Here is a 21,823-nt window from a genome sequence, read left to right as displayed (position 1 = left end):
ACGGAGCCTTGTGCCAGTCGACGGGTCGAACAGTACGTGACGGCCGCGCCGAGATCTGCGGTCAACGAAAGCTCGACACATCAGCCTTGCGAAGGCGTTGCCAGAAACCTCGATAGTGGCCGAGACGTCGGGTAGTCTGACCGATGACGGAACCCGGAGTGTCGGCGTTCCGCTGGTCAGAGCGAGAGAAGCTGCGAGCCGAACCGAAGATGGACGAGATCGGCTGAGAGGTCGGTCCTCGTGATCTTGAACAGAAGGTTTGGGGTTCGAATCGCCGCAGGTGCGTTGGACACGTAGGCCTCTGAATATGACTCGCTCGGCCAGGTCTTCTTCCTGTCCACGAAGAGCCCGGACAGAGACCCGCCGATCCGTGACGACATGAAGGCCCAAGGTCACTGCGGGCAGACCCTTACGGCAGAGTTCACCGACTTTGCGGTACGCCTTGTGGCCGAAACACCGAACTGCTCCGCGGAAACTCCGCACTTTGGGCCTCGAAATTCGCCGAGGTGGCGCGTTATCGTCCGAGAAGAAGCATCAACTGAAGTTGGGCATCGGTGCAGGTCAAGGCAACGATTTGCCGAGGTGATCCGAGCGATCATGTGATGAGGCCGAAGGGTCTCGGAGGCATGAGAAGGCCAGGGGTTCGAATCCCCTCAGCTCCACAAGCTAGAACCCCGCCTGAACTGCGGAAACGCAGAGGTTCAGGCGGGGTTTCTTGTTTCTCCTGCTGCTGAGTGCGGTTGGATTCCCCCCGGATGTCCCCCGAGCCGTTCAGGCGAGCCAATCCGGTGTCTGCGACCGCGGGAGGTTTGACAGGATGACGCCGTGGACACACTGAAGTCGATCGCTCTGTTCCTCGTTGCCGCGGTTGCCGAGATCGGCGGGGCCTGGTTGGTGTGGCAGGGCGTACGCGAGCAGCGCGGTCTGGTCTGGATCGGCGCCGGTGTCATCGCCCTCGGCATCTACGGCTTCGTCGCCACCCTCCACCCGGATGCGAACTTCGGACGCATCCTGGCTGCGTACGGCGGTGTCTTCGTCGCCGGCTCGCTCGCCTGGGGCATGGTCCTCGACGGCTTCAAGCCCGACCGTTTCGACGTCGTTGGGGCGCTGATCTGCCTGGTCGGCGTCGCGGTCATCATGTATTCGCCCCGCGCGGGCTGAGCACCGCCGCTCGAGTGTCGCCCGCGCTCAGGCAGCACTGGTGTGCGTCGCCGACTCCGCCGGGCACCAGGGCGAGGGTGGCCGGGGTCGAGGCGACCAGGACGATGGCTGCGGACAGCGCTGCGATGGAGATCCGTCGGAGCGGCTGGTGCGGCCCGACCAGTCGTTGCGCGCGCTGGACGACGTCGGAGCCGGTGGCGGCGAGAGCGACCGACGCCTGCGCGGGCCGATTGGCCAGGGCGAGCTCGTACAGCGCCTCGGCCAGTGATCGGCGATCGTCCACGGCGACGGCGTCGTCGGCGTGCATCTCCGCGAGGAGGGCGATCTGCTCGTGGGCGACGCGGAAGAACCCGATGAACGGAAATGCCCGGCTCAGCGCATGAGCGCGAGCGACCAGGCGAGCATGGTGCGAGCTCAGGTGGGCGTGCTCGTGCCGAAGGACGAGGGTCATCTGGGCGGCGGTGAGGGTCTGCAGCGCGCCTCGGGTGACGACCACGGTGTCCGACGTCCCGGCGCGGCGTTCGCCCTGTACGCAGTAGACGGCCGCGGCCGCCTGGTCGAGGACCACGACGCCCTCCTCCGGGCGCTCGGCCACCAGCTCGAGGCCGGCCAGGTGAGCTCGCCGGGCGCGCAGGTCTCGGCGTCGCTGGCTCCACAGGGCAACGGCAAGACGTCCGCCGACGACGCCCAGGAGCACGATGCTCGCCGTCGTCAGGATGGCGCCGGTCACGGAGGCGTACTGGTGCTGGATCCCGATGACGCACGCGCGCAGGACCTCCCCGATCGCCGCGGCGGCGGACAGTCCGGGCATGGTGAGAGCGACCATGCCGAGCAGGAGCGCCGCGATCGCCGCCGCGGCGAGCGTCTGCCACAGGGCGATACCCAGTCGGGGGGCCCGATGGAGCACGTCGAGTCGAGGGAGCAGGTGCTGCCCGGCGTACATCGAGGCCGCGGCGAAGGCGAGCAGCGCGACCGCGCCGGTCATCTCGCCCCGTCCTGGTGCGGCGACCTGTCGGGGTCGGTGACCACTCGGCGCAGCGCCTCCAGCTCGTCGGCGTCGAGGTGCTCGACGAAGTGGAGCAGGACATTCGCGCGGTCTCCACCGTCGGCGAGCACTTCGCCGAGCAGCGAGGCGGTGTGCTCCTCACGCGTCGTCGCCGGCGAGTAGACGTAGGCCCGCCCCTGCCGCTCGCGCCCGAGGAACCCCTTGTGGTGCAGGTTGTCCATGACGGTCATCACCGTCGTGTAGGCGATCTTGCGGTCCTCCGCCAGCGAGTCGTGCACCGCGCGCACCGTCTGTGGCGCGTCGCCGGACCACATCCGCTGCATGATCTTCGCCTCGAGAGGGCCCAAGCCGCGCATCATCACTCCTTCACGTACGAACCGCCATCGTAGCTGCGGACGCCCTAGACCGCGGCTGGCCCGTCGAGGTCGCCCGCGGCGGCGTCAGGTCGCGCACCCTCGCGGCACGCAGCCCGTTGAGGATGACCACCACCTCCGCGAGCTCGTGGACCAGCACGACCTCGGCCAGTCCGAGGACGCCGACCAGGGCGAGCGGGACCAGGACCACGATGATGGCCAGGGCGAGCGCGATGTTGCCGGTCATGATGGCTCGACCCCGCTTGGCGTGATCGAAGGCGAGCGGGATCTGGCGCAGGTCGGTCCCGGTGAAGGCGACGTCGGCCGACTCCACCGCGGCGGCCGACCCGGTGACGCCCATCGCGATGCCCACCGTCGCGGCGGCCAGGGCCGGGGCATCGTTGATGCCGTCGCCGATCATCGCCGTCGGAGTCGTGGCGACGGAGGACTCGATGGCCTCGGCCTTGTCAGCGGGCAGCTCCTCGGCGCGTACGTCATCGATCCCGACCTGCGCGGCCAGGGCTCGCGCGGTGCGCTCGTTGTCGCCGGTGAGCATCAGCGACCTGATGCCGCGCTGGTGCAGCATCGCGATCGCCTCGGCGGCTTCGGGTTTGAGCTCGTCCCGGACGCCGATGACGCCCGCCGGGACGTCGTCGGCCTCGACGACGATGACGCTCATGCCTCGTTCGGCCATCGAGTCGGCCGCCTCGCCGAGGATCGTCCCGGGGGAGACCCAACGCGGGCTTCCCACCCGTACGCTGCGTCCCTCGGCGATGCCCCGGAGGCCATGGCCGGCCAGCTCCTGCACGTCGGCAGCCGGTCGTACGCCGGGTCCGCCGGCACGCACGGCCTCGGCCAGCGGATGGGTGCTGGTCGCCTCGACCGCGGCCGCGAGGCGCAGGACGTCGTCCTCGGACCAGCCGCTCGCTCCAGTCACCGCGACGACCGAGGGCTGGTTGCGGGTCAGCGTGCCGGTCTTGTCCAGTGCGACCGCGCGGATCGTGCCGAGCTGCTCGAAAGCCTGGCCGGACTTGATGATGACGCCGAGCTTGCTGGCCGAACCGATCGCGGAGATCACGGTGACGGGCACCGCGATCGCCATCGCGCACGGGGAGGCCGCGACGAGGACGACCAGGGCACGCTCCACCCACACCAGCGGGTCGCCGGTGAGGAGCCATCCGAGCAGTGCCACTCCGAGGGCGAGCACCAGAACGGCCGGGACGAGCGGCCGGGCGATCCGGTCCGCGAGGCGGGCCCGGTCCCCCTTGCGGGCGTGCGCCTCCTCGACGAGCCGAACGATCTGCGTCAGCGAGTTGTCGCGGCCGTCGGCGGTGGCCTCGATGCGGAGCGTCCCGCCGCCGTTGACGCTTCCCGCCGGGACGGGGTCGCCGGTGGCGACCTCCACGGGGATGGACTCGCCGGTGACGGTCGAGGTGTCGATGCTCGAGCTGCCCTCGACCACGATGCCGTCGGTCGAGACCCGCTCGCCGGCGCCGATGAGCAGGACGTCGTCGCGGCGTACCTCGAAGGCCTCGACGGTCTCCACCTGGCCGTCGCGCTCGACCCTGGCCGTGTCGGGGATCAGGGTGAGCAGGGCGCGCAGGCCGTGCTGGGCGCGGTCCATCGCCCGGTCCTCCAGTGCCTCGGCGATCGCGAACAGGAACGCCAGAGCCGCTGCTTCGCCGATCCGGCCCAGTGCGACCGCACCGACCGCGGCGATCGTCATCAACAGCCCGACACCGAGCTTGCCTCGGCGCAGTCGGCGCAACGCACCGGGAACGAAGGTCCAGGCGCCTGCGGCCAGCGCGCCGCCCTCGAGGACGAGGGCGACAGTGTCCTGGCCGAACCAGTCGGCCAGGAACCCCAGCGCGAGCAGGATCCCCGACACCGCGGGCCACAACAGTCCGCGATCACGCCACCACGGTGTCAGCTCCTCGTGCTTCAACGGCTCCTCGGGTCCGCAGCAGTGGCGGCTCACCGGTCCGCCTCCGCGGCGCAGCAGCCGAGCTCGCAGCCGGCGTCCTCACAGGCGAGGCCCTCGTCGACCGCGAGCACCACCTTCACCAGCGACTCCAGTGCGGCGGTCAGGTGCGGGTCCGCGATCTGGTAGCGGGTTTGACGCCCTTCGGGCTCGGCCACGACGAGGCCACACCCGCGCAGGCAGGCGAGGTGGTTCGACACGTTGGTGCGCGTCAGCTCCAGGCTCCGGGCGAGCTCGGCGGGATAGCCCGGGGCCTCCAGCAGCGCCGTCAGGATGCGCGCGCGAGTGGGATCGGACATGGCACGACCCAGGCGGGTCATCACGTCCATCCGCGAGGCAATGGTCAGCATGCGCTGACCATACAGCGAACGCTGACCAATTGGGAACGTGGCCGTGCGGTGCTCAGATCAGTGTCGACCAGTAGTCCCAGAAGCGGACCACGATGAGCGCGAGAACCGCAAGGAACGCCGCCAGGAGGATCGGGGCGTGCCATACGTCCGCGACCTCTGCAGCCTTGCTGCGGGCGGCCCGCTCCCCGAAGACGCCATGGCGGAGGTTGTGCAGGGTGACGTACCAGAAGGTCGGGATGACCACGATCCACACGACCATGCAGTAGGGGCACAGTGCGCCGATGCGGTAGAGGCTCTGGAAGACCAACCACGCGATGAACGCCAGCCCTGCCGTGACGCCTGCCTGGAGCCCGAGCCAGAACCAGCTTCGGAACCGGGCCCCGGCGAGGATCGTGGCGCCGGTGGTGATGAGCACCGGAAACGCGGCCACGCCGATCAGCGGGTTGGGGAACCCCAGCACCGCGGCCTGGGCCGACTCCATCACCGACCCGCAGCTGACGACTGGGTTCAGGCTGCAGACCGGCGTGTACGAGGAGTCCTGTGCGAGCTTGAAGCGCTCGATCAGGAGGGCCGCGGCCGCGACGAGCCCGACGAGGCCGCCGAGGAGCAGGCCCCAGCCCATCGCGATGCTCGCGGCAGGGGAGGCCTCCTTCGCCGAGGATGCGTCGTTCACCGCGCGAGCGCCTCGTCGAGGACCCGGTCGAAGTCCTCCACCGTCTGCGGCTGGAACGGCTCGCCGTCGACGAAGAAGGTCGGCGTCCCCTGCACGCCGAGCTCGGTGCCGTCGTCGATGTCGCGCTGGACTCGTGCGGCGACCTCCTCGGAGGCGTAGTCAGCGTCGTACGTCTTCATGTCCAGGCCGATCTCCTCGGCGAAGGAGCGGAAGAGGTCGTCGTGGGGCGTCTGTGCCTCGCCCCAGGTCGCCTGGGTCTCGTACATCTTGCTGTACATCGCCTCGAACTGGCCCTGCCGGCCGGCGGACTCGACCGCTCGCGCTGCCCGCTCGGAGTTGAAGTGGCCGGGCAGCGGGAAGTAGCGGACGACGAAGGTGACCTCGCCGGCGTACTTCTTCCGTACGTCCTCGACGATCGGGTACGCGGCCCCGCACGCCTCGCACTCGAAGTCGAGGAACTCGACGAAGGTCACGTCGCTGGAGCCCTTCTCGCCCAGGATCCGGGCATCGGGGCGCGTCAGCGCGTTCTCCTCGGCCGGGGTGTCCGCAGTGCGAGCGGGGCGCTCTGCCTCGCCTTTCGACGAGGCGACGATCAGGGCCACGATCGCGGCGACCACCAGACCCGCGACTAGGGCGGTGATCTTGGTCTGCTTGGACACGGGTGCACTCCTCCTGAGAACTACTACTAGCGAGAATAGTAGGTGACGCCTGGACGCCTCGTCGGGTCAGCCGCTGAACAGCAGGTAGAGGCCGCCGACGGTGTAGACGAGCATCACGACCAGGAGGGCGAGCTGCCCGGTCGCCTGATGGCCTCTCGGGAGCAGCCTGACGGCACGGTCGTGGGCGGCGATGACGCCGAGGATGTGACCGGCGAGCACGGCGAGGACCTTGATCGTCGCCAGGGTCGTGGGCTGCTCGGAGAGGAAGTAGACCGCGGTCCAGTCGGCGGTGCCGAGCAGGTTCGCGCCGATCACCATCGGGTCGCTGAGCTGGATGAGGACCTGCTGGCCGAACTCCAGCAGGAGCGTGAGGTAGTGCGCGATCACGTAGCCGACGATGATCGGCACGACCGAATGGGCGAACAGGGCCGGCAGCCGTGTGCGCCGCAGATGGGGCGGGACGGCGGTCGCCATCGTGCCCAGTGAGAAGGTCGCCCCGACGAAGACGCAGAAGGCCAGCAGCGTCAGCGTGCCGAGCAGTGTCATGTCGATCAGCACCGCCTGGGAGAACCTGACCCAGTGCTGGGAGCGGCTGAAGCTGTCGTACGCCGTCGAGCCCAGCAGCACGGCGACGACGGCGACCCTGCTCGGGCTCGGTGCGAACGCGTCGAGATGGACGAGCGGCCACTGCCACACGAGCTGCCCGTCGCTGCGCCGGCCCACTGGTGAGAACTGCGCGATCAGCGTCGAGTACACCTCGAACGGATCCGCGCGCTCGAACCACACGTCCCCGAAGACCGCGGCCCCGATGATCAGCGCCGCCGCCCAGACCGCGAACCAGGTCTGGACGGTGGCCAGGTAGTTCGCCTGCTCGTTGACCAGCTCCAGCCAGACGAAGGCGAACAGGCCGACCGTCGCCGGCCAGTATCCGACCCATGACGGCAGCGTCACCAGGCCTTCTCGAGGTGAGGTCCCGGCCACCTTGGCGATGCCGCGATGGAACGTACGCAGCGGGCTGATCGCGCGCCATACCGGACCGAGCACGAGTGATGCCGGGACGAGGCCGACCCACAGCAGCACGTACACGATGCCGAAGATCGGGTTCAGGGCGAGATCGGGTCCCCAGATCATCGCCCAGGCGGCGTAGCCGACCAGGACGATCCCGATCACCCTGGCGACGATCGACAACCAGGTCGACTCGATGAGGCCCGCGAGCGGGGCGGGCAGCGGGCGGCCGGCGCCGGCGCCGTCGAACCGAGGTCGCCGCCAGGCCACCAGGAGCACCCCGAAGCTGATGACCAGGGCGACTCCGGCGCCGGTGATGGCGTAGCTCGCGGGGATCGGCAGGTCCTGCGCCCCGCCGATGCCGTGCGTGGGAAGCATCGTTCAGCGGACTTCCAGCTGCACGACGAGCTCGCCGGACTCGTGCTCCTCGACGTCGATGAGGCCCGGGCGCTCGATGGTCACCTGGAGCGTGGTCGTGCCGTCGACGAACTCCGGTGTCTGCTCCGGGCTCGAGTGCACGTGCAGCCCGCCGGCCCGATCGGAGGTGATGACGAACGTCACCGGCACCCCGGCCTGCGCGCTGATCCGCTTGCCCGCAGGGGTGACCTCGTCGCCCTTGATGGCGACCTCCACCACCGGGCCCGCGGGCTCGGCCGGTCGCTCTGATGACGGCGGCTCGGCATGCGCCGACGACTCGGGAGTGCTGGTCGCCGGGGCTGAGGTGGCGCCGTCGCTCGGGCGAGTCGTCGGTGTGGCCTCCTCCCCGCAAGCGGCGAGTCCTGTCAGCATGGCGAACGCCAGGCAGAGGGAAGCGATCGGCTTCATCGAAGCTCTCTCTCGGTTGTGCGATCGATGGTGGGTCGAGCCCGGTGGATCCTACTATCATGGATAGTAGATGGCGTGCCGGGTCCTCCGCGGTGCGACGGATCAAGCTATTGCTGAATTCATGATCTGATGTACTGTCGTGCGCATGACCACCGATGTGAGTCCCGGATCGATCGATGCGCTCGCCCGTTTCGGGCATGCGCTCTCCGACCCCACGCGGGCACGGATCCTGATGCGGCTGCGTGAGCAGCACGACTACCCTGCCGAGCTCGCCGACTCGCTCGGGGTGAGCCGGCAGTCCATGTCGAACCACCTCGCCTGCCTGCGTGGCTGCGGCCTGGTCGTCGCGGTGCCCGAGGGTCGCCGCACTCGCTACGAGATCGCCGACCGGCGGCTGGTCCACGCACTGGGGGACCTGCAGGAGGTCGTCCTCGTCACCGACCCCGCCATGTGTGCTGCCGCCGACTCGGACGGAGCCGCCTGATGGGCGCGGGCCACGGGCACGGTCATGGGCATGGTGCCGCCGGGCACGTCGGCGGCCGGTATCGGAGCCGACTCATGGCGACCTTCTTCCTGGTCGCCGCCTTCATGGTCGTCGAGCTCGTCTTCGGGCTCCTGTCGGGCTCGCTCGCACTGATCTCGGACGCCGGCCACATGGCGGCCGACGTCGTCGCTCTCGGTGCCGCGCTCGTCGCGACCCGGATCGCCACCAGGAAGGACACCACGGGCCGGCGCACCTACGGCTCCTACCGGGCCGAGGTCTTCGCCTCCGGGCTGACCGTCCTGATCATGCTCGGCGTCGCGGCGTACGTGGTCGTCGAGGCGCTGGGCCGGATCGGCGAGGAGGTCGAGGTCGCCACCGGGCCGATGCTCGTCGTCGGCGTGATCGGGCTCGCGGTCAACGTGATCTCCATGCTCCTGCTGCGCGAGGGTTCCGCCGAGTCGCTCAACGTCAAGGGCGCCTACTACGAGGTCATCGCCGACGCCGCCGGAAGCGTCGGCGTCATCGTGGCGGGCATCCTGGTCGCCACGACCGGACTCCCGCTCTGGGATGCCGTCGTCGCGGTCGCCATCGGCCTGTTCGTCGCGGTGCGTGCGGTCGTCCTCGGTCGTCAGGTCTTGGCGGTCCTCGGTCAGGAGGTCCCCGAAGGCCTGGCTCTCGAGAACGTCGTCGCCGACCTCGAGGCCGTTCCGGGGGTGAATGACGTACACGACCTCCACATCTGGGCCCTCACCTCCGGCATGAACGTCGCGACCGCCCATCTGGTGCTCGCGGTCGAGGCCGACGGACAGGGCGTCCGCACCCAGGCTCAGCAACTTCTGGCCAGCCGGCACCGCATCGAGCACGCCACGCTGCAGACCGAGACCGAGATGAGCCCGCAATGCCATGAGGTCACCTGGTGAAGGTCGGGCCGAAGGTTTCCGAGGTGAGCCGAGTGATCGCCCGCTGGTCGGTCCTGATGATGGGCGCCGACCTGGTCGCCCAGGTCGAGCCGTTCACCCGGGTGATGTACGCCGTCGCCCCGGGGATGGCAGGGTTCACCAGCCTCGTGAACGTGACCGGGGGCGCGGCGATGTCGGTGCCCGCCGGGGTCGATCCCGACGGCCTTCCTCTCGGCGCCCACTTCTTCATCGACCTCGGTGGCGAGCCGCTGCTGCTGTCCCTGGCCGGCCAGCTCGAGCGGGTCGCGCCGTGGCCGCGGCACGCGCCGCTCGCCGGCTGAGCAGAACCGATGTCGGCCGACCTGCTCGCCCTCATCGGGATCGCGTTGCTGGTGTTCGTCATCGCTGCGCTCGTGCAGGCGGTGACCGGGTTCGGGTCCGTCCTCGCGGCCGTTCCCGGCCTGCTCCTCGTGACGGACCCTGCCCGCGCTGTCGTCGTGGCGACGATCGTCAGCTGGATCCTCACCACGGCTGTCGCGCTGCGTGAGCGTGCCCATGTGGACCGCCGCGACGCCCTGCTGCTGACCCTGACCGGGATCATCGGGATGCCGGTCGGGTTGGTGCTGTTGTGGGTCGCCGATGAGCGCCGGCTCTCGGCCGGTATCGCCGTGGTGATGCTGGTCCTGGTACTGCTGATGGCGATCAGGCCGCAGGTCGGCCGCCGTGGCATGCCGGTCGCCGGCATCGTGAGCGGCGTACTGCTGACGTCCACCGGGATGAACGGCCCACCCCTGGTGATGGCACTCGTCAACCGGGAGCCGCGGCGCTACCGGGCGACTCTGCAGTCGGTGTTCGCCGGTCAGGATCTCGTCGCGGTCGCTGCCTTCCTCGTCCTCGGTCACATCGACTCGGAGGTCCTCCTGCTCTCCCTCGGTGGCGTGGCCGGGCTGCCGGTCGGATGGCGGCTGGGCGACGCACTCTTCCGCCGGGTGTCCCCGGCGCAGCTGCGACCGCTCGTGATCGCGACACTCGTCATCTCGGCAGCGGCGGTCCTCGTCGGCGCCGTGATGTGACCCGGACCGTCTCTCACCGACAGGATCAACGGAAGCCGTGGCAATGCCCGACCAGGAGCGTCTCGCAACCTGCAGGTCATGAGTCACGCCTGACCCGCGAGCCGTCCTGACGTGGCGGACCCTAGGCTGTGGCCATGTCTGCACGTCGATGGATGCTCGGGTTGGAGCGCGGATGGGACGCGGCGAGACTCCGCCGGGCAGGATCGCGGGTGCCGACGGACTTTCGGATCAAGTGCTATGGCGGGCACGGGGGTGCCGAGGGGGTCGTCGTACGCGGCCGGGTCGTCGACGACCCACCGCCGTCGGAGGCGGTGGAGGGCGAGGGGGTGAGGCCCGCAGTACGCCGCATGGTCCGTCACTTCGTGACCGACGAGCTGCCGGGTGTGCCGCTGCGGATCACCGTGGGCGATGCCGCGGTGGACGTGGTCACCGACGACGAGGGCTACTTCGTGGCACGGCTGCGGCCCGACCCGGAGACGCTGAAGGCACCGTGGACCCGCGGCACCGTCGAGCTGGCCGGCGAGTACCGCGGCCTGGCCGGCGACCACCGCGCCACGGTGGAGGTCCGCGTTCCCGCAGGTGAGGCGCAGTTCGGCGTGATCTCCGACATCGACGACACGATCCTCGAGACCGGGGTCCAGCGCGTCGGGCGGATGGTGCGTCAGACGCTCACCGGGTCGGCGCTCACGCGTACGCCGTTCCCCGGTGCGCCCGAGCTCTACCGCGACCTGGCCGCCCGCGCGAACCCGGTCTTCTACATCTCCTCCAGCCCGTGGAACCTGTATGCGTTCCTGGATGCCTTCCTGCGTCACCGCGACTTCCCCCGCGGCCCGCTGCTGCTGCGCGACCTGCTCGGCGGTGCCGACGGCAGGGAGTCCAAGACCGGGCGCATCGACGAGGTCCTCGCGCTCCACCCCGGCCTTCCGTTCGTCCTCCTGGGCGACTCCGGTGAGCACGATCCGCAGACCTATGCCGACACCGTCCGCCGCCATCCCGGGCGGATCCTCGCCGTCTACATCCGCGAGGTGCGGCTCGATCCTCACGACGGCCGGGTCGAGCGCGTGTGGAGCACCATGGGCGACGAGGTGCCGCTCGTGCTCGCCGCCGACAGCGACGCGGTACGCCGCCACGCCACCGAGCTCGGGCTCCTCTGAGAACGGCACGCCTCGGGCGGGTTCTGAACACCGGACCGGGGCGCTGCGCCGGGCGTAGCATGGGCTTGCGCCGTGTGCGTCAACCGGGGGCGGCGCAGTCGTCGGTGAAGACACCGGAGGGTCCTGTGAACAAGGCATTGCTGAATTCCCTGACCGAGAAGGAAGCAGCTCTCGTCCGTGAGGCGGACCCTGCTGCCCTGCGCGAGCTCGACGAGGACCAGTTGCTCGAGCTGCACGAGCGGGTGAGACGCGAGCGCAGCAAGCACCTGAAGGTCTACCGCCGCGGCGCCAGTGCCGCGGTCGAGAGCGTCGGCGGACGCGGCAAGGCCTACGACCAGAACCAGCGCGCCAGGGCCAAGGCAGAGGTCTTCGAGTCCGTGCTGGCGCAGGTCAGTCGACAGGTCAGTGCAGCGGCGAGGAAGGCCTCGCAGGAGCTGCGGGCCGAACGGCTCGCCGCGGCGCGAGCCGCCAGCAGCGCCGGGCCACCTCGTGAAACTCCCGTGAACGACGGCGGCACGCCTGTGCCCAGCGCGCGGCGGGAAGCGACGCGGACTACCGGAGGCCTCAAGCGCGACGCGTCCTCTCGTGCGCAGGGCGCCCGTCGCCAAGGTGCGCGCGACGCGCGCTGAGCACCGCTCCGGGTCGATGGGACGACAGACCGTCCGGAGGCTGTCAGGTCGTTCCTGGCCAATGAGAGCTCGCATGCGCGAGCGCGGGCTTCTCGAGGGCGTCGACCAGCCGCTCGAACAGCGAGACCGCGGCGGGGGCGCTCCAGTCCGGGGCGAGTACGTCATGGGGCAGGCCCGGGTCGCGGAAGGGGAGCTTGCGCCACCGGCCGACGACGTCGAGGTAGGTCACGAAGGCGTCCCGGCCTGACAGGTTGGTGTTCTGCAGCTGCCTGGCGAGATCGCTGTGGGCCGCGACGAATTCGCGGTAGCTCTGGTCGATCGCCTCGAGGTCCCAGCTGCTGTAGAGCAGCTCGGTGAGGTCCTGGGTGCCGTGGTAGCCGCCGACGAAGATCGCGGCGTAGGACTCGAGCTCGAGCTCGGTGACCGCCCGCTCGGCCGCGTCGCGCATCCGCGCGGGCGCGATCCACAGCGCGGTACCGACGTTGCCGAAGCCGAGGTGGGAGAGGTGGGCACGCAGCTGGTGTCGCTTGGCGCGCATCGACTCGGGTACGCCGAAGTTCACGATGCACCAGCCGTCGGCGAGGTCCGCGGGCGTACGAGCGTGCCAGATCACCTCGTCGCCGGCGGCGAGCGTGGTCAGGGCCGTCTCGGTGAGCGCGTAGCCGCGGGTGCCGGCGCGGGTCTCGGAGTCGAGCCAGCCGTTCCCCTTGAGGCGGTGGACGGCGGTGCGTACGGAGGGGGCGTCGAGTCCGACCTGCGCGAGCAGGTCGATCGCGCCGGCGATCGGCATCCAGTCTCCGAGCGGTCGCACGACCGCGCCGAGGAACGTCACCACGGTGGTGCGCGACCGTCGGTTCTGCTGGCTTGCCGGGGCAGCCTCCGCCGTAGTCACCTGGGGCATTCTGCCGGATGTTCTGCTGCGGTCCCGGGGGCCCACCTCAGGTGGACATGCTCGGTCTCGCCGGTCCTGAGCAGCTGCAGCCGAGGGGGGATCTTGTCGCTGCGTGACGTCGGCGGCTTGCGCTGCCCGGCGGCCCACGGGACCGGCCAGTCGGCGCCGTCGCCGTGGTAGTCCTGCTCGGCAGCGGCATGCAGCGTCCAGCTGGGATCGAACAGGTGGGTGCGGCCGAGCGCACAGAGGTCGGCACGGCCCGCGAGCAGGATCGAGTTGACGTCGTCGTACGAGGAGATGGCGCCCACGGCGATCACCTTCGCTCCGGCGGGCTCGGCGACCCGGTGACGGATCTTGTCGGCGAACGGGGTCTGGTAGGAGCGCCCGAAGGCGGGCTTCTCGTCCTTGCTCACCTGGCCCGACGAGACGTCGATGGCGGCCGCTCCGTGCTCGACGAAGGCGCGGGCGATCTCGACCGCGTCCTCGTCGGTGTTGCCGTCGGGCATCCAGTCGGTCGCGGAGATCCGGACGGTCACCGGAATGTGGGCCGGCACGGTCGCGCGGACCGCGTCGAAGACCTCCAGGGGGAAGCGGAGCCGGTTGGCCAAGGGTCCGCCATAGGCGTCGTCGCGGTGGTTGGCGATGGGGGAGAGGAACGAGCTGAGCAGGTAGCCGTGCGCGGCGTGGACCTCGATCAGGTCGAAGCCGGCGTCGACGGCGCGCCGCGCCGCCGAGACGAAGTCCGCGACCACCTTGTCCAGGTCGGCGCGGGTCGCCTCGCGCGGGACATGACAGCCGTCGCCGTAGGGCAGCGGGGAGGGGCCGATGACCTCCCAGTTGTCGTGGTCGAGCGGCTCGTCCATGCCGTCCCACATCAGCTTCGTGGAGCCCTTGCGGCCCGAGTGGCCCAGCTGCATCCCGATCCTGGCGGTGGAGTGACGGTGCACGAAGCCGGTCACGGTTCGCCACGCGTCGCGCTGCGCGTCGGTCCAGATGCCCGGACAGCCGAGGGTGATGCGGGCCTCGGGGGAGACGCAGGTCATCTCGGTCATCACCAGGCCGGCGCCGCCGAGTGCCTTCGAGCCGAGATGGACCAGGTGGAACTCGTCGGGGACGCCGTCGGTCGCGGAGTACATGTCCATCGGCGAGAGCACGACCCGGTTCTTCAGCTCCAGCTCGCCGATCCGGACCGGCTGGAACATCGCCGGGACCACCTCGGTGCTGCCCTGGTGGCGGGCGAACTCCGCCTCCATCCGGTGCGCGAAGTCGGCGTCGCGCTCCTTCAGGTTCTCGAAGGTGATCCGGCGTGAGCGGGTGAGCAGGTTGAAGACGAACTGGGCAGGGTCCTGGTCGGCGTACATGTCGATGTCCTCGAACCACTCCAGCGAGGCCTGGGCGGCCCGCTGGGTCGACTCCACCACCGGCTTCCGTTCGGTCTGGTACGCCTCGAGCGCCTCGTCGAGGGAGGGGTGCTCGTGCAGGCAGGCAGCGAGGGCGAGGGCGTCCTCCATGGCCAGCTTGGTGCCGGAGCCGATCGAGAAGTGAGCGGTGTGGGCCGCGTCGCCGAGGAGCACGACGTTGCCGTCGTACCAGTGCTCGTTGCGTACGGTCTGGAAGCTGATCCACCGGGAGTTGTTGGTCAGGATCGCGTGCCCGCGGAGCTCGTCGGCGAAGATCTCGGCGATCCGGTCGACGGCGTCCTCGTCGTGGTCCAGGCCGGCGCGTCGCCAGGCCTCCTCACGCATCTCGACGATGAACGTCGATCCGTGCGCGGAGAAGGGGTAGCCGTGGATCTGCATCGTGCCCCACTCCGTCTGCTTGACGAAGAACTGGAACGCCTCGAAGACCAGGTCGGTGCCGAACCAGATGTACTTGTTCCGCCGGCGGTCCAGGCTGGGGCCGAACCGGTCGGCGTACTTGGTCCGGACGGCTGAGTTCACCCCGTCCGCGGCCAGCACCAGGTCGTAGGAGGCCCGCAGCTCGTCGGGGTCCGGGGCCTCGGTCCGGAAGTGGACGGCCACCCCGAGCTCGGCGACCCGTTCCTGCAGGATCTGGAGCAGGTCCTTGCGTGACATCGCGGCGAAGCCCTGCCCGCCGACGGTGAACGAGTGGCGAGCGCCCTGCCGGTCGGTCAGACCGACGTCGATGTCGGACCAGCGGGCGAACAGCTCCTCCATCCGGTCGTGCACGACCGGGTCGGCGCCCTCGATGCTGCCGAGGGTCTCGTCGGAGAAGACCACGCCGAAGCCGAACGTGTCGTCGGGGGCGTTGCGCTCCCAGACGGTGATCTCGTGGCCGGGGTCGAGGGTCTTCATCAGCGTGGCGAAGTAGAGCCCGCCAGGTCCGCCCCCGACGATCGCGATCCTCATGTCCCAGCCCTCATGTCCCGCTCTCCGACGCGATCATCTGGCGCAGCTTGAAGTGCTGCAGCTTGCCGCTGGTGTTGCGGGGGAGGGACGCGACGAACCGGACGTGGCGCGGGTACTTGTAGGGAGCCAGCCGCCCCTTGACGTACTGCTGGATCTCCTCGGCCTTCGCGGTGTCGCCGTCGACGCCCTCGCGGAGCACCACGAAGGCGCAGACGATGGCGCCCCGGTCCGCATCGGGTCCACCGACCACGCCCGCCTCGACCACGTCCGGGTGCGTGCCCAGCGCCTCCTCCACCTCGGGGCCGGCGATGTTGTAGCCCGAGGAGACGATCATGTTGTCGGTGCGCGAGCGGTACCAGTAGTAGCCGTCCTCGTCGCGGACGAAGGTGTCGCCGGTGACGTTCCAGCCGTTCACGATGTAGCCGCGTTGGCGCTCGTCGTCCAGGTAGCGGCAGCCGACCGGGCCGATCACAGCGAGCCGCCCCTCGACGCCCGGCCCGACCTCGTTGCCCTCGGCGTCCAGGATGGTGGCGCGGTAGCCGGGCACCGGCTTGCCGGTCGCCCCGGGCCGGATCTCGTCGCCGGCCGCGGAGATGAAGATGTGCAGCATCTCGGTGGCGCCGATGCCGTCGATGACCCGCAGCTCCAGCTCGCGCTCGAGCTCCTCCCAGGTCACCTGGGGCATGTGCTCGCCCGCGGTGACGGCGACGCGCAGCCCCTTGAGCTGCTCGATCGCACCGGACTTGAGGATCTGCTTGTACGCCGTCGGCGCGGTCGCGAGCACCGTGACGCCGTGCTCCGCGATCAGGTCGGCGAGCTGGACCGGCGAGGCGGCCTCGGTGAGCAGGGCACAGGCCCCGGCCCGCAGAGTGAAGACGACCAGCATGCCGAGCCCGAAGGTGAACGCGAACGGCGCTGTGCACGCCACGACGTCGCTCGGCTCCAGCCGCAGCGTCGCCCGGCCGAAGGTGTTGTCGATCGAGAGGATGTCGCGGTGGAAGTGGGTGGTGATCTTCGGGACGCCGGTCGTCCCCGAGGTCGGTCCGAAGAGCGCAACGTCGTCGGCCGCGGTGTCGACCGCGGTGAAGTCGGCGGGCTTGGCCAGGATCCGCCGGGTCAGGTCGTCCTCGGCATCTCCGCCGTAGGCGACCACGGTCAGGTCGGGCGCGACGGTGTCCCGGACCGCGTGGACGTCCTCGACGAACCGGTGGTCCACGAGCGCCATCACGGGCCGGGTCCTCTCGACGATCGGCCCGAGCTCGGTCGCCCGCAGCGCGGCCATCGTGGTCACCACGATCCCGCCGGCCTTCAGCACACCCAGCCAGGCCGCCACCGTCCACGGGTTGTTCGGGGAGCGCAGCAGCACCCGGTTGCCGCTGACCAGAGCGAGGTCGTCGACCAGTACGTGTGCGATCTGGTTGGCGCGGGTGAGCAGCTCACCGTAGGTCCACACCGTGCCGTCGGGGGTGCGGAGGGCAGGACGGTCCGGGCCATGGGTCGCGACGGTGGCGTCGATCAGCGCGGTCGCCGCGTTGAGGCGCTCGGGGTAGTCGAGCAGCGGTGTGGTGAACTCCAGCGTCGGCCATTGCGCCGCCGGCGGCAGGTGGTCGCGGGCGAACGTGTCCTGGTGGCCCGTCGGGGCGAGCCCGGTCATGACGACGCCCCTGCCGCACGGATCATGCCCTCCTGGACGACGGTCGCGACATGCACGCCGTCGGTGGTGAAGAACCGGCCGATCCCGGTGCCGCGGCCGTCCTCGACCGAGACCGCCTCCTGCGCGTAGAGCAGCCAGTCGTCCATCTGGACCGGCCGGTGGAACCACATCGCATGATCGAGGCTGGCGGTCACGAGCCCTTCGTCGGCCCAGGCCAGGCCGAGCACCCGCAGGGCCGGCTCCAGGATCGTGTAGTCGCAGACGTAGGCGAGCGCCGCGGTGTCGCGCTGCTGGTCGGTCAGGCCCTCGACGGGGCGGAGGGCGTCGTACGGCTTGACCCAGATGGCCTGGTGCGGCGACCGCTCGCCCTCTACGGTCAGATAGACCGGACCCGGCACGTGTCGCATGTCGAAGCTGCGCCCGCCGGACCAGTACGCCTTGGAGGTCTCGGTCATCGTCCCGCCGGTGCGGTCGGCGAGATAGGCCGCGGAGGTCGGCACCGTCTCGGGACCGGGTACGTCGACCGGCATCGTCACCTGGAAGCTGCCGCTCGGCTCGCCGGCGGCGAAGCTCGCCATGCACACGTACACGGGCTTGCCGTTCTGGAAGCCGCGGACCTGGCGGGTGCTGTAGCCGCGACCGTCGCGCAGCACCTCGACCTCGTAGCGGACCTCGGCGCCGATGTCGACGGGGCGCATGAAGTAGGAGTGCATCGAGTGCATCGCCTTGCCGTCGGTGACGGTTCGCGACGCGGCGACGAGCGCCTGCGCGACCATGTCGCCGCCGTACGCCTTCGGCCACGGGCACGGCTGGGTGGTGGCGGTGAAGGCGAGGTCGAAGACCTCCGGCTCGCACTCCTTGAGGGTGACGGCGTCGGTGAACGTCTGAGAGTCGGCGGTCATGGCCGGTCGGCCCAGTCGCGTAGGTCGGCGTCGTCGACCTGAGGAAGGTTGATGACGATGTTCTCGGGGGTGCGGGTGGTCATCCAGGTCAGCGGGTGGTTGCGGTCGAGGTTGCACTCGACGTGCGGCAGGAACGGCGGCACGAAGACCCAGTCGCCCTCGGACATGTCGAGGTAGTCCTCGAACTTCTCGCCGAAGTAGATCCGGGCCCTACCCGACAGCACGTAGCCGCCGGTCTCGGCCTCGCCGTGGTGGTGTGGGACGGAGCGGTAGCCGGCGAGGTTGTGCACCTTGCCGAACCACAGCTTGGTCGCGGGGGTGTGCTGGATGCTGACGCCGCTGATCCGGGTGGCGCCCTCGCTCTGCTCGGTCAGGTCGGGCTCGAAGCCGGCGCGGGTCACGACCGGGACGACGAGACCAGAGGTGTCGGAGGTGGGGTCCATGTGAGGTCCTGTCCGTTCGATTCAGGATGTGTTTCATTTTCTGCACGAACGTTGTAGGAATGTCAATAGATGCCCTACGGTCGAATCATGAACACGGACCTCACGCCCGTAGCCGTCAACCCCGCGGCGCTGCCCGCGCCGCGCGGCTACTCGCACGGCACGCTCAGTGGCAACACCCTCCATCTCGGCGGGCAGACCGCGCTGGACGAGAACATGCAGATCGTCCCCGGGGGAATCGTCGAGCAGTTCCGGCAGGCGTTCGGCAACGTCCTGACCACGCTGCGGGAGGTCGGCGGCATCCCCGAGGACCTGGTGTCGATCACGATCTTCCTGACCGACATCCCGGACTACCAGGCGCACGGCAAGGAGATCGGTGAAGTCTGGCGCGAGCTCGCCGGCCCGGTCTACCCGGCGATGGCGGGGATCGGGACCACCGCGCTGTGGCAGCCCGAGGCGATGATCGAGATCCTCGGCGTCGCCGTCATCCCCGACGATCGGCTGGTGCGGCCTCCGGCTGTGGGGTGACGTCGTCGCGTTCGATGGGGCGCCGGGACCAGTAGCTCGCCAGGATCGAGCCGGACACGTTGTGCCACACCGAGAAGATCGCGGCAGGCAGCGCGGCCGCGGGTGAGAAGTGGACGGTGGCGAGGGCAGCGGCGAGGCCGGAGTTCTGCATGCCGACCTCGATGCTGATCGCGCGCCGGCTCGAGACGGGCATGCCGCAGACCCGCCCGACGGCGTACCCCAGGGCCAGGCCGGCGACGTTGTGCAGCACCACGGCGAGGACGACCAGGAGGCCGACCGAGAGCAGCGTGTCGGCGCTGCCGGCCACGACGGCGAGCACGACCCCGGTGATGCCGGCGACCGAGATCAGCGGAAGCACATCGATGACCTTCTCGATGAGACGCGGCAGCAGCAGTCGGAGCACCAGTCCGAGCAGGACCGGGACGAGCACGATCTCCACGATCGAGACGAACAGGTCGCCCGCGGAGACGGGCAGGTCCTCCCCGATCAGGAAGAGGACGAGAAGGGGCGTCAGTACGGGAGCGAGCAGCGTCGACACGGAGGTCATCGCCACCGACAGCGCGGTGTCGCCGCGCGCCAGGAACACCATGACGTTGGAGGCGGTGCCGCCGGGCGCACAGCCGACCAGGATCATGCCCGCGGTGAGCACCGCGGAGAGGCTGAGCGCGTTCGCTATGCCCCAGCCGAGCAGTGGCATCACGGTGAACTGGGTGGCGACTCCCAGCAGCAGGGCCCACGGCCGTCGGCCGATGATCGCGAAGTCGACGGGGCGCAATGTCATGCCCATCCCGAGCATGATGATCTGGAGGAGCAGCGGCACCTGGGCCGCCCACCCGTCGAAGGTGCTGGGCGTGGCCAGGGCGATGGCGCCGGCGACCAGGACGATCAGGGCGAACCATCGACCCACGAAGGCGCTGACCTGTCGGACTGTTCTCATGTTCTTCCTTCCGAGAAGATGGGTACAGACTCGACCCGACGACCCGCCCGCCGCGAGCCTCGAAAGGGGTGCGCGGCCGGCGGGGTGGGGGACCGGTTCAGGAGACCCAGTCGAGCTCTCCGTCGACGTACTGGTCGCCGAACCGGACGTTGTCGAAGCGCAGGTCTTCGACGTTCTCCAGGACCATCGGCGTCTCGACCTGCTCGACGGTGACGTCCCGCAGGGTGACATCGCTCAAGGGAGCGTCGGCCGGACCGTGGATCTCGAGCCCGGTCGTGGCGGAGGTGACCGTGATGTCGGAGAAGACGATGTCGCGGTAGACCGGTGGGTAGTTGCCGCCCAGCTCACCGGGGTAGTCGAGCTGGAACCAGATGAAGTTCTCGAAGCCGCCGATCTCCATGTCGCTCACCCGGATGTGCTCGACCGTGCCGCCGCGGTCGAGGTTGCCCTTGAACCGGATCGCCGAGGCGCCGTCACGCAGCACGTTGTCGGTGAAGTAGACGCCCCTGATACCACCGGACATCTCGCTGCCCAGGGCGATTCCGTCCTCGCCGCCCATGTCGTTGCGGCGGATCACGACGTTCTCGCTGGGACGGGCGATGGTGCGTCCGTCGAGGTCCCGTCCCGACTTCACGACCACGGAGTCGTCGCCGGTCCGGAAGCGGTTCTCCTCGATCAGGACGTTGGTGCTGGAGTCGACATCGATGCCGTCGTTGTTGGCCCGGTGGCTGTCGACGTCGAGTCCGCGCACGGTCGCCTGGTCGGTGTAGACGAGGTGGTTGATCCAGAACGGTGAGTTGGTGACCCGGTAGTCCTCCAGCAGCACCCGCTCGGCGTGGAAGAACTGGATGGCGCTCGGTCGCAGGAACGTACCCTTCCCGAAGACGCGCTCCTCGACCGGTACGCCGTCGAAGCCCATCTGGCGCAGCCGCAGCTGATCGGGCTTCTCCTGCTCCTTCCAGGCGTGGAACTCGGAGTCCTCGTTGCCGTCGATGGTGCCCGATCCGGTGATGGCGACATCGTGCACGTCGTTGCCGTAGATCAGCGGTGAGTAGCCGTCGAGCTCGGTGCCCTCCCAGCGCGTACGCACCACCGGCAGGTAGTCGTCCGTGTCGGTCCCGAACAGCAGCGTCGCCCCCTCGGAGACGTGGAGGTCGATGTTGCTCGCCAGGTGCACCGGACCCTCAGAGAGCCAGGTGCCCTCGGGGAGTACGACGCGGCCGCCGCCGTCGGCCGAGGCCTTCTCGATCGCGGCCCTGATCGCGGGCAGCGCGTCGGTCGTGCCGTCTCCGACGGCGCCGAAGTCGGTGATCTGGTAGTCGCGGTCGGGGATCGAGGGCTCCTCGATGCGGTCGACGATCTTCGCGATCGCGGCCGCATCCGGACCGCGTACGGTCTGGTCGGTCTTCTGGTCTGCGAGGGCGGGTGTGGTCGCGGTCAGCGAGCCGACCAGACCGAGGACCAGCAGGACGGGTGTCGCGCGCTTTCGAATGTGACGCATGCATGCTCCTCGAGAGCTCCGACGGCGGCCCGAGGCCGCCGCGAGGGGGACGGTGACACTTGTCACACTAGTGACGTACTTGTCATACGTCTATGCCCTCGCGGGGGTGGGGCATGGAGAAAGCCAGGCCCCGGCTGCTCGCCGAAACCTGGCTTCTCGCAAGTCGGCCTTCGTTCCTCAGGCCTTCTTGTTACGACGGCTTCGCAAGCTCGGCCGTCGATGAAGACGAAGGAGGCTCACGCCTTCTTCGTCTCCCAGAAGATCTCGGCGATCTCGTCGATCTTGGCGAGGAGCTTGTCGGCGGTCTCGAGGTCGAGGGTGCCCTTGGTGCCGGCGGCGCCGGCGAGC

General features: G+C 69.6%; 23 protein-coding genes. 8 read left to right on the top strand and 15 right to left on the bottom strand.

Annotated features, from left to right (window positions below; all coding sequences use genetic code 11):
* The first annotated feature begins 825 nt into the window (after positions 1 to 825).
* Positions 826 to 1,161, top strand: coding sequence for a YnfA family protein (locus BLT25_RS04580; protein WP_091042575.1), 336 nt, complete (start codon positions 826 to 828; stop codon positions 1,159 to 1,161).
* Here BLT25_RS04580 and BLT25_RS04575 read toward each other — a convergent pair.
* The 8 genes from BLT25_RS04575 to BLT25_RS04540 all read right to left on the bottom strand — a co-directional run bounded on the left by BLT25_RS04575 (position 1,136) and on the right by BLT25_RS04540 (position 8,013).
* Positions 1,136 to 2,146 (bottom strand): M56 family metallopeptidase, encoded by a 1,011-nt coding sequence (locus BLT25_RS04575; protein ID WP_091042574.1) that lies wholly within the window; start codon positions 2,144 to 2,146, stop codon positions 1,136 to 1,138. The genes BLT25_RS04580 and BLT25_RS04575 overlap by 26 nt on opposite strands.
* The gene (locus BLT25_RS04570; RefSeq protein ID WP_218131242.1) at positions 2,143 to 2,523 is read right to left on the bottom strand and encodes a BlaI/MecI/CopY family transcriptional regulator; all 381 of its coding nucleotides are present in this window, start codon (positions 2,521 to 2,523) and stop codon (positions 2,143 to 2,145) included. Before BLT25_RS04570 ends, BLT25_RS04575 begins: the two co-directional genes overlap by 4 nt.
* A 10-nt stretch (positions 2,524 to 2,533) precedes the next feature.
* Positions 2,534 to 4,498 carry a heavy metal translocating P-type ATPase gene (locus BLT25_RS04565; protein WP_091042570.1) on the bottom strand — a complete coding sequence of 655 codons (1,965 nt, stop codon included), beginning with the start codon at positions 4,496 to 4,498 and terminating at the stop codon, positions 2,534 to 2,536.
* Entirely contained in the window at positions 4,495 to 4,851 is a 357-nt protein-coding gene (locus tag BLT25_RS04560; RefSeq protein ID WP_091042568.1) for a Cd(II)/Pb(II)-sensing metalloregulatory transcriptional regulator CmtR, read from the bottom strand. The genes BLT25_RS04565 and BLT25_RS04560 overlap by 4 nt, the downstream gene beginning before the upstream one ends.
* Positions 4,852 to 4,903: 52 nt before the next feature.
* Entirely contained in the window at positions 4,904 to 5,524 is a 621-nt protein-coding gene (locus BLT25_RS04555) for a vitamin K epoxide reductase family protein (RefSeq protein WP_256328456.1), read from the bottom strand.
* A complete protein-coding gene (locus tag BLT25_RS04550; RefSeq protein WP_091042565.1) occupies positions 5,521 to 6,183 on the bottom strand; it encodes a DsbA family protein in 663 nt (220 codons plus the stop codon). Before BLT25_RS04550 ends, BLT25_RS04555 begins: the two co-directional genes overlap by 4 nt.
* Positions 6,184 to 6,249: 66 nt before the next feature.
* Positions 6,250 to 7,566, bottom strand: a complete 1,317-nt coding sequence (locus BLT25_RS04545) for a hypothetical protein (protein WP_091042562.1) — start codon at positions 7,564 to 7,566, stop codon at positions 6,250 to 6,252.
* 3 nt (positions 7,567 to 7,569) lie between these two features.
* Positions 7,570 to 8,013 carry a hypothetical protein gene (locus BLT25_RS04540; RefSeq protein WP_091042560.1) on the bottom strand — a complete coding sequence of 148 codons (444 nt, stop codon included), beginning with the start codon at positions 8,011 to 8,013 and terminating at the stop codon, positions 7,570 to 7,572.
* Between the two features lie 145 nt (positions 8,014 to 8,158).
* Between BLT25_RS04540 and BLT25_RS04535 the strand changes: the two genes are divergently transcribed.
* The 6 genes from BLT25_RS04535 to BLT25_RS04510 all read left to right on the top strand — a co-directional run bounded on the left by BLT25_RS04535 (position 8,159) and on the right by BLT25_RS04510 (position 12,252).
* Positions 8,159 to 8,497, top strand: a complete 339-nt coding sequence (locus BLT25_RS04535; RefSeq protein WP_091042557.1) for an ArsR/SmtB family transcription factor — start codon at positions 8,159 to 8,161, stop codon at positions 8,495 to 8,497.
* Positions 8,498 to 8,571: 74 nt separating this feature from the next.
* Positions 8,572 to 9,417 carry a cation diffusion facilitator family transporter gene (locus BLT25_RS04530; protein ID WP_371113322.1) on the top strand — a complete coding sequence of 282 codons (846 nt, stop codon included), beginning with the start codon at positions 8,572 to 8,574 and terminating at the stop codon, positions 9,415 to 9,417.
* 23 nt (positions 9,418 to 9,440) lie between these two features.
* Positions 9,441 to 9,737 carry a hypothetical protein gene (locus tag BLT25_RS04525; RefSeq protein WP_143033631.1) on the top strand — a complete coding sequence of 99 codons (297 nt, stop codon included), beginning with the start codon at positions 9,441 to 9,443 and terminating at the stop codon, positions 9,735 to 9,737.
* Positions 9,738 to 9,746: 9 nt separating this feature from the next.
* Complete coding sequence (locus BLT25_RS04520) at positions 9,747 to 10,469, top strand: sulfite exporter TauE/SafE family protein (protein ID WP_091042549.1); 723 nt, start codon at positions 9,747 to 9,749, stop codon at positions 10,467 to 10,469.
* Between the two features lie 134 nt (positions 10,470 to 10,603).
* On the top strand, positions 10,604 to 11,623 hold the full coding sequence (locus tag BLT25_RS04515) for an App1 family protein (RefSeq protein ID WP_091042547.1): 1,020 nt from the start codon (positions 10,604 to 10,606) through the stop codon (positions 11,621 to 11,623).
* Between the two features lie 125 nt (positions 11,624 to 11,748).
* Positions 11,749 to 12,252, top strand: coding sequence for a hypothetical protein (locus BLT25_RS04510; RefSeq protein ID WP_091042545.1), 504 nt, complete (start codon positions 11,749 to 11,751; stop codon positions 12,250 to 12,252).
* A 43-nt stretch (positions 12,253 to 12,295) separates the two neighbouring features.
* Here BLT25_RS04510 and BLT25_RS04505 read toward each other — a convergent pair whose 3' ends face one another.
* The 5 genes from BLT25_RS04505 to BLT25_RS04485 are packed head-to-tail and all read right to left on the bottom strand — an operon-like array spanning position 12,296 to position 18,512.
* Positions 12,296 to 13,144, bottom strand: coding sequence for a PaaX family transcriptional regulator (locus tag BLT25_RS04505; protein WP_256328455.1), 849 nt, complete (start codon positions 13,142 to 13,144; stop codon positions 12,296 to 12,298).
* A complete protein-coding gene (locus tag BLT25_RS04500) occupies positions 13,141 to 15,513 on the bottom strand; it encodes a bifunctional salicylyl-CoA 5-hydroxylase/oxidoreductase (protein ID WP_091042540.1) in 2,373 nt (790 codons plus the stop codon). The genes BLT25_RS04505 and BLT25_RS04500 overlap by 4 nt, the downstream gene beginning before the upstream one ends.
* A gap of 10 nt (positions 15,514 to 15,523) precedes the next feature.
* On the bottom strand, positions 15,524 to 17,167 hold the full coding sequence (locus BLT25_RS04495; RefSeq protein WP_091042537.1) for an AMP-binding protein: 1,644 nt from the start codon (positions 17,165 to 17,167) through the stop codon (positions 15,524 to 15,526).
* Positions 17,164 to 18,069: an acyl-CoA thioesterase gene (locus tag BLT25_RS04490; protein WP_091042536.1), complete on the bottom strand. Its 906-nt coding sequence runs from the start codon at positions 18,067 to 18,069 to the stop codon at positions 17,164 to 17,166. The genes BLT25_RS04495 and BLT25_RS04490 overlap by 4 nt, the downstream gene beginning before the upstream one ends.
* The gene (locus BLT25_RS04485) at positions 18,066 to 18,512 is read right to left on the bottom strand and encodes a cupin domain-containing protein (RefSeq protein ID WP_091042534.1); all 447 of its coding nucleotides are present in this window, start codon (positions 18,510 to 18,512) and stop codon (positions 18,066 to 18,068) included. Before BLT25_RS04485 ends, BLT25_RS04490 begins: the two co-directional genes overlap by 4 nt.
* A gap of 87 nt (positions 18,513 to 18,599) precedes the next feature.
* Between BLT25_RS04485 and BLT25_RS04480 the strand changes: the two genes are divergently transcribed.
* Positions 18,600 to 19,037 carry a RidA family protein gene (locus tag BLT25_RS04480; RefSeq protein WP_091044260.1) on the top strand — a complete coding sequence of 146 codons (438 nt, stop codon included), beginning with the start codon at positions 18,600 to 18,602 and terminating at the stop codon, positions 19,035 to 19,037.
* Here the strand turns inward: BLT25_RS04480 and BLT25_RS04475 are convergent.
* Positions 18,994 to 19,974 (bottom strand): bile acid:sodium symporter family protein, encoded by a 981-nt coding sequence (locus BLT25_RS04475; protein WP_091042531.1) that lies wholly within the window; start codon positions 19,972 to 19,974, stop codon positions 18,994 to 18,996. The two genes, BLT25_RS04480 and BLT25_RS04475, sit on opposite strands and share 44 nt — an antisense overlap.
* A gap of 97 nt (positions 19,975 to 20,071) precedes the next feature.
* Positions 20,072 to 21,475, bottom strand: a complete 1,404-nt coding sequence (locus tag BLT25_RS04470; RefSeq protein WP_091042528.1) for a glycoside hydrolase family 28 protein — start codon at positions 21,473 to 21,475, stop codon at positions 20,072 to 20,074.
* Positions 21,476 to 21,823 lie beyond the last annotated feature (348 nt).

The organism is Nocardioides sp. YR527 (genome assembly GCF_900101045.1).
Taxonomy (GTDB): Bacteria; Actinomycetota; Actinomycetes; order Propionibacteriales; family Nocardioidaceae; genus Nocardioides.
The sequence above is the reverse complement of the archived record's forward strand: the minus strand, read 5'-3'. Positions and strand labels throughout refer to the sequence as shown.